The 6,412-nt window shown below is 76.0% G+C and carries 8 protein-coding genes; 5 read left to right on the top strand and 3 right to left on the bottom strand.

The genetic code is table 11. The annotated features are described in order from the left end of the window. Positions 1-370, bottom strand: a 370-nt coding sequence (locus GTW08_RS10945) for a class I SAM-dependent methyltransferase (protein WP_346009893.1), incomplete at its 3' end; no start/stop codon positions are given. Positions 371-436: 66 nt separating this feature from the next. Here GTW08_RS10945 and GTW08_RS10940 point away from each other — a divergent pair. Continuing rightward, positions 437-1,039, top strand: a complete 603-nt coding sequence (locus tag GTW08_RS10940) for a helix-turn-helix domain-containing protein (RefSeq protein WP_346009892.1) — start codon at positions 437-439, stop codon at positions 1,037-1,039. Positions 1,040-1,042: 3 nt separating this feature from the next. Here the strand turns inward: GTW08_RS10940 and GTW08_RS10935 are convergent, their stop codons facing one another. Both GTW08_RS10935 and GTW08_RS10930 read right to left on the bottom strand, forming a co-directional pair. Beyond that, positions 1,043-2,380: an amidohydrolase gene (locus GTW08_RS10935; protein WP_161151849.1), complete on the bottom strand. Its 1,338-nt coding sequence runs from the start codon at positions 2,378-2,380 to the stop codon at positions 1,043-1,045. After that, the gene (locus GTW08_RS10930; protein WP_073574851.1) at positions 2,377-3,342 is read right to left on the bottom strand and encodes a 5'-3' exonuclease; all 966 of its coding nucleotides are present in this window, start codon (positions 3,340-3,342) and stop codon (positions 2,377-2,379) included. The genes GTW08_RS10935 and GTW08_RS10930 overlap by 4 nt, the downstream gene beginning before the upstream one ends. Positions 3,343-3,491: 149 nt before the next feature. Between GTW08_RS10930 and GTW08_RS10925 the strand changes: the two genes are divergently transcribed. From GTW08_RS10925 to GTW08_RS10910, 4 genes are all read left to right on the top strand, one after another. Next, positions 3,492-4,265 carry a GAF and ANTAR domain-containing protein gene (locus tag GTW08_RS10925; RefSeq protein WP_237453728.1) on the top strand — a complete coding sequence of 258 codons (774 nt, stop codon included), beginning with the start codon at positions 3,492-3,494 and terminating at the stop codon, positions 4,263-4,265. A 129-nt stretch (positions 4,266-4,394) separates the two neighbouring features. Continuing rightward, positions 4,395-5,522 (top strand): M24 family metallopeptidase, encoded by a 1,128-nt coding sequence (locus GTW08_RS10920; RefSeq protein ID WP_073574852.1) that lies wholly within the window; start codon positions 4,395-4,397, stop codon positions 5,520-5,522. 115 nt (positions 5,523-5,637) lie between these two features. Continuing rightward, positions 5,638-5,832, top strand: coding sequence for a PspC domain-containing protein (locus tag GTW08_RS10915; RefSeq protein ID WP_073575328.1), 195 nt, complete (start codon positions 5,638-5,640; stop codon positions 5,830-5,832). Positions 5,833-6,099: 267 nt separating this feature from the next. Continuing rightward, positions 6,100-6,412: PIG-L family deacetylase (locus tag GTW08_RS10910; RefSeq protein ID WP_161151847.1), on the top strand; the 313-nt coding region annotated here is incomplete at its 3' end.

Here is a 6,412-nt window from a genome sequence, read left to right as displayed (position 1 = left end):
GCTCCACCGCGACGGGGGAGACGTCGACGGCGTCCACCCGCCAGCCCCGCGCGGCGAGCCACACCGCGTCGCCGCCCTCCCCGCAGCCGACGTCGAGCGCCCGCCCGGGCGGCAGGTCCGCGGCCTCGGCGACGAGGGCGGCGTTGGCGTCGCCGCTCCAGATCTGCGGTCGGGTGTCGTAGTGGGCGTCCCAGAACGCCGCGGACCAGCGGTCCCCGGTCACGGTGGCTCCTCCGGTGGATGTGGTGGTGGTGGGCGCAGCGGCTGTGGTGACGCCGGTGGCGAGTCCGTGCACCCGGTCGTCCGCGACGAGCGCGGCGACCCGGCGCTCGGACACGGCACCGAACGGGTCTGCGGGAGAGGAGGTCATGGCACCACCCTGCGCGCCGCAGCGCGACACTGGCAAACATCGTTGCCGGGATGGCAAACTGTCGGAGTGGACGAGGCGATCGCGGACACCCTGGCCGGCGTCGGCCCCCGGCTGGCCGGGCTGCGCACCGCGCACGGCATGACCCTGGCCGACCTGTCGGAGGCAACCGGTATCTCGGTGAGCACGCTGTCGCGGCTCGAGTCCGGCGGGCGCCGTCCGACCCTGGAGCTGCTGCTCCCGATCGCGGCCGCCCACCAGGTGCCGCTCGACGAGCTCGTCGCCGCCCCACCGGTCGGCGACCCGCGGGTGCGGCTGCGGCCGCGCCGGGCCAACGGGATGACCGTCGTCCCGTTGACCGAGCGCCCCGGCGGGCTGCAGGCGTTCAAGATGCTCATCCCGTTCCGCGGCGACGAGCCCGACCCGCGGGTGCACGAGGGCTACGAGTGGCTCTACGTCCTCGACGGCAGGCTGCGCCTGGTCCTCGGCGGGCACGACGTCGTGCTCGGCGCCGGGGAGGCTGCCGAGTTCGACACCCACGTCCCGCACTGGTTCGGCTCCGCCGACCACGACCGCGCCGTCGAGGTGCTCAGCCTGTTCGGCCCGCAGGGCGAGAAGATCCACACCCGCGCCGCGCCGCGTGAGCGCCGCACCGCAGGCCACGGCGGCTGAGCCTCAGCCGAAGAACGCGGGCACGTCCACCGGGCCGCCCGCCTCGGCGAACTCCGCCGCGACCGCCCCGCGCAGCGCCTCGTCGTACAGCAGGTCGGCCACCACCGTCGCCAGCCCGGCGGCGCCGTCGAGCACCGCGCGGTCCCCGGCCGCGCCCGCGGCGGCCTCGGCGAACCCGGTGGTGTGCAGCGCGGTGCCCGGCTCCGCGATCGCGATCATCGGATGGATCGACGGCACCCGCAGCGAGACGTTGCCCAGGTCGGTCGACCCGGTCTCGGACTCCGGCACCACCCCGCGCGGGTACACCGTGCGCCCCCGCCCGGCCTGGTGCACCGCCCAGCGCGCGGCGAGGGTCCGGTTGTGGCGGATCGGCAGGTACGGCGGGCGCGGGTCCCACTCCAGGGTGTGGCCGCAGCCGGTCATCGCCGCCGCCGCGACGGCGATCGCCTCCACCCGCGTGGTCAGGTCCCGCAACGTCTCCGGGCGCTGCGAGCGCAGGTAGTAGCGTGCCGCCGCCCGCTCCGGCACGACGTTGGGCGCCTGCCCGCCGTCGACGACGACGCCGTGCACCCGGTCGGCGTCGGGGATGTGCTGGCGCAGCATCGCGATCCCCTGGTAGCCCAGGACGACCGCGTCCAGGGCGTTGCGGCCCCGGTGCGGCTGGGCCGAGGCGTGCGCGGCGACCCCGTGGTAGGTGACCTCCAGCTGGCGGCGCCCCAGGAACGGGTGGTCGGCGATGTCGTGGGCGAACGGGTGCAGCATCACCGCGGCGTCGACGCCGTCGAACGCACCGTCGCGGGCCATCGTCTCCTTCCCGCCGCCGCCCTCCTCCGCCGGCGTGCCGAGCAGCACCACGGTGCCGCCCACCGGGTGCGCGGCGAGCACCCGCGCCAGCGCCAGGAACGCACCCACCGCCGCCGAGCAGATCACGTTGTGCCCGCAGGCGTGCCCGATGCCGGGCAGCGCGTCGTACTCGGCGAGCACCGCGACCGTCGGGCCGTCCCCGGAGCCGAGCGTCGCCCGCAGCGCCGTGTCCAGCCCGTGCACGCCGACGGCGGCGTCGACCCCGTGCCCGGCCAGCAGCGCGGCCACCGCGGCGACCGAGCGGTGCTCGGAGAACGCGGTCTCCGGGTGGGCGTGCAGGTCGTGCGACAGCGCCAGCAGCTCGTCCCGCAGCTCCTCGACCGCGGCCGCCACCGCCTCCCGCACCGCGGCGGGAGCGCCGTCGTGGGGGGAGGTGATCGGGTCCGCCGCCGCCGCGCGCACCGCGGTCTCCCGGGCCACGGCCTCGTCGTACGCCGACGACGGCGGGACCGGCAGCCCGTGGTCCGGGCAGGTCACGACGACGCCGCCGCGTCCAGGGCCTTCCGCAGCCGCCCCACCGACGACTCCAGACCCCACCGCCGTGCCAGCTCGTCGAGCCGGTCCGGGTCGGCGAACGACGCCGGGAGCACGTCGTCGCGGCTCAGGTCGACCTCGGCGTCGGTCCGCACCCGCACCACCGGCTCGACGACGTCGAGGTAGTCCCGCGCCGCCGCCAGCTTCGCCCGCGGCCCCGCCCCGATCCGGGCGTCGCCGTCGCCGACCGCGGCCAGCAGCTCCGCCCACGAGCCGAACCGGCCGACCAGCGTCGCCGCGGTCTTCGCACCGACCCCGGGCACGCCGGGCAGCCCGTCGGAGGGGTCCCCGCGCAGCATCGCCATCTCCGCGTACGCCGCGCCCGCCCGCTCCCGGGGCACCCCGAACTTCTCCGCGACGTCGTCCGGGCCCAGGTTCTCGGCCTTGTTCAGCCCGCGGCCGATGTAGAGCAGCCGCACCGGCGGGGCGTCGCGCACGATCTGCATGAGGTCCCGGTCCCCGGACACCCCCAGCACCGGGTCGGAGGCCTCCCGGTGGGCCAGGGTCCCGATCACGTCGTCGGCCTCGCAGCCCACGGCCCCGCCGGTCGCGATCCCCGCCGCGGCCAGCACCTCCATGATCAGCGGTACCTGCGGGGCGAGGGTGTCCGGCACCTCCTCGGGTACGCCGGCCGGCACCTCGTCGCCGGCCCGGCCCGCCTCCACCCGGTGCGCCTTGTACGACGGCAGCGCGTCCACCCGGAACGCCGGCCGCCAGTCCAGGTCGAGGCAGGCCACCAGCCGCACCGGGCGGTGCTCGGTGACCAGCCGCGCGATCATGTCGGTGAACCCGCGCACCGCGTTCACCGGCGTCCCGTCCGGGGCGGTGACGCTCTCCGGCACGCCGAAGTAGGCACGGAAGTACATGCTCGCGGAGTCCAGCAGCATCAGCGGGCGCTCACTCATGCCGCGAGTCTGGCACCGTCGCCGTACCCGGGTGGGCGCCGTACCCGCGCGGACCGTGCAGAATGCCCGGTGTGGAGAACAGCCGAACCACCACGAACAGCGGACCTGCTGCGGTCACCGGGCGCGACGACTGGACCGCCGAGCGGGACCTGTTCGTCGTCACGGAGCAGCGCGGTGGCCCCGCCGAGGACGCCCTGGCCGACACCGGCCCGCTCGCCCGCGAGTTCGCCGCCCTCACCGGCGCCCTGCTCGCCTCCGGCTCGGTCGCCGACGTCCTCGCCCGGGTCGTCGCCGCGGTCCGCCGGGTCGTGCCCGGCGCGGACATGGTCAGCGTCACCCTCCGCGACGACGACGGCCGCTTCCACACCCCCGTCGAGACCGACCCCGCCGCCTCGTCGATCGACGAGGCCCAGTACACCAGCGGCCGCGGCCCCTGTGTCGAGGCCGCCCGCGCCGACGGCCCCGCGCTGGCCTCCTCCGACGACCTCGCCGCCGAGACCCGCTGGAGCGACTTCGCCCACGCCGCCGTCGGGCACGGGTTCCACTCGGTGCTGGCGGTCTCGCTGATCCCCGACGCCGAGCCGCCGCGGCTGCCCGGCGCGCTCAACGTCTACGCCTCCGACCGCCGGGCGTTCACCTCCGCCGACCGCGACCGCCTGATGCTGCTCGCCACGCACGCGTCGCTGGCCCTGGCCACCTGCGTCGCCGTGTCCGACGCCGGGCTCCAGGAGACCCAGCTGCGCCAGGCGATCGCCTCGCGCGACGTGATCGGCCAGGCCAAGGGCATCCTGATGGCGCGCCGCGGGCTCACCGCCGAGGAGGCCTTCGACGTGCTCCGCCGCACCTCCCAGGACCTCAACGTCAAGCTCGTCGAGCTCGCCGGGACCGTCACCGCGCACCCCACCGCACTCGACACCGACTGACCCGCGCTCCGGCTCCGCAGGCGTCCGGTCACGCAGCGCGTCCGGACGCCCACCGGCCCCCGCCCGGCCCACGCCGCGGTGCTCCGGGTGGCGGTCGTGTACCCCCCGTGCCCGCCTACGCTCACGGTCATGACCGATGCCGTCCCCACCGAGCTGCTCGCCGACCGGCTGCGCCGTGCCGGTGAGCACGCCGCCGAGCAGGGCACCGACGTGCTGTTCCTGACCCCGGGAACCGACCTGCGCTACCTGACCGGGTTCGACGGGTCCTCGCACGAGCGCCTGACCTGCCTGATCGTCCCGGCCGCCGGGCACCGGGCGCCGCCCGCGCTCGTCGTCCCGTCGCTGGAGGCGCCCGGGTTCGCCGGTGTGCCGCTGGAGGCGCTCGGCATCGACCTGGTCACCTGGACCGACGGCGAGGACCCGTACCTGCTGGTCAGCGACCTCGCCGGCGGCCCCACCCGGATGTCGGTCGACGACGACATGCCCGCCCGCCACGTCCTCGGCCTGCGCCACGCCTTCCCCGACGTCCCGCAGTACCTCGGCGGCACCGTGCTGCGCGAGCTCCGCATGCGCAAGGACCCGGCCGAGATCGACCGCCTGCGCGAGGCCGGCGCCGCCATCGACCGGGTGCACCGGCGGATGGGCGAGTTCCTGCGCCCCGGCCGCACCGAGGCCGAGGTCGGCGCCGACATCACCGCCGCGATCATCGCCGAGGGCCACGCCGAGGCCGCGTTCGTCATCGTCGGCTCCGGCCCCAACGGCGCCAGCCCGCACCACGACGTCTCCGACCGCGTGATCGAGGCCGGCGACGTCGTCGTCATCGACATCGGCGGACCGCTGCCCGGCGGCTACAACTCCGACTGCACCCGCACCTACGCCGTCGGCGGCGAGCCCGGACCGGACGTCAAGGAGACCTACGCGGTGCTGCAGGAGGCCCAGGAGCGCGCCGTCGCCGCCGTCCGGCCCGGTGCCACCGCCGCCGACATCGACGCCGCCGCCCGCGAGCACATCGCCGCCGCCGGGCACGGTGAGCACTTCATCCACCGCACCGGGCACGGCATCGGCCTCGACGTGCACGAGGAGCCCTACATCGTCGGCGGCAACGACCTCGTCCTCACCGAGGGCATGACCTTCTCGATCGAGCCCGGCATCTACCAGGCCGGCAGGTGGGGCGCCCGGATCGAGGACATCGTCGTCGTGACCGCCGACGGCGTGGAGCGGCTCAACACCACCGCCCGCGACCTCGTCGTCCTGTAACGACCCCCGGGGCGCGTTCGGGGTCACCCTCCGGGTGTTCCCCGAGCGCGCCGGGCCCCGGTGGTGCCAGGGTGGGGGAGGTCCCACCCGCACCACGAAGGAGCACCCCGTGAACATGCCCGTGACCCAGCGTCTCGTCCGTCCCCGCAACGGGAAGGTGATCGCCGGGGTCTGCGCCGGGCTGGCCGACCGTTTCGGGATGGGTCGCAACACCGTGCGGTTCCTGTTCGTGCTGTCCTGCCTGCTGCCCGGCCCGCAGTTCGTCATCTACCTGGCGCTCTGGCTGATCATGCCGAAGAGCACCGTCTGACCGGTGTGAGCGCCGTCGCGGGGCCCCGGTGTGGACCCGTGACGGCGCCCCTGCCATCATCTCCCGCGTGATCGAGCCGACGACCGCCGCCGCCGCGCGCCCCGTGCGCGCCGCCGCGTGTCGCTGTCGTCGGGGTCCGTCCCCGCGCGGCTGACACCGCCGTCCCGGCTCACCGTCCGTGGACCGCTCGCGCCGCCCGGGTACCGACCCGCTCCGGACCCGTGTCCGTACCGGCCGCCCCGGCCCCGCACGCGAAGCGATCACCAGGTGCACACCCTCTCCGGCCAGACCGTCCTGGCCCTGCACGCCCACCCCGACGACGAGTCGATCTTCACCGGACTGACCCTGCGCCGCCTCGCCGACGCGGGCGCCCGCGTCGTGCTCGTCATGGCCACCGGCGGCGACCTCGGCGGGTCCCGTCTTCCCCTGGAACCCGGCGAGACCGTCCCCGACCGCCGCCGCCGCGAACTCACCGACGCCGCCGCCCTGCTCGGCGTGCACCGGCTGGTGCTGCTCGGGCACCGCGACTCCGGCCTGCCCGGCGGCCCCGGCCTGCGCCACCCGCGCGCCCTCGCCGGCG

This window comes from Pseudonocardia sp. SID8383 (assembly GCF_009864975.1).
GTDB lineage: Bacteria > Actinomycetota > Actinomycetes > Mycobacteriales > Pseudonocardiaceae > Pseudonocardia > Pseudonocardia alni.
Note: the sequence above shows the minus strand (reverse complement) of the source record. Positions and strands in the feature narration are given on the sequence as shown.

Excerpts from the sequence above, each read along its gene's own strand:
- GTW08_RS10930 (WP_073574851.1), bottom strand. The coding sequence starts at position 3,342 with ATGAGTGAGCGCCCGCTGATGCTGCTGGACTCCGCGAGCATGTACTTC.
- GTW08_RS10920 (WP_073574852.1), top strand. The coding sequence starts at position 4,395 with ATGACCGATGCCGTCCCCACCGAGCTGCTCGCCGACCGGCTGCGCCGT.
- GTW08_RS10915 (WP_073575328.1), top strand. The coding sequence starts at position 5,638 with ATGCCCGTGACCCAGCGTCTCGTCCGTCCCCGCAACGGGAAGGTGATC.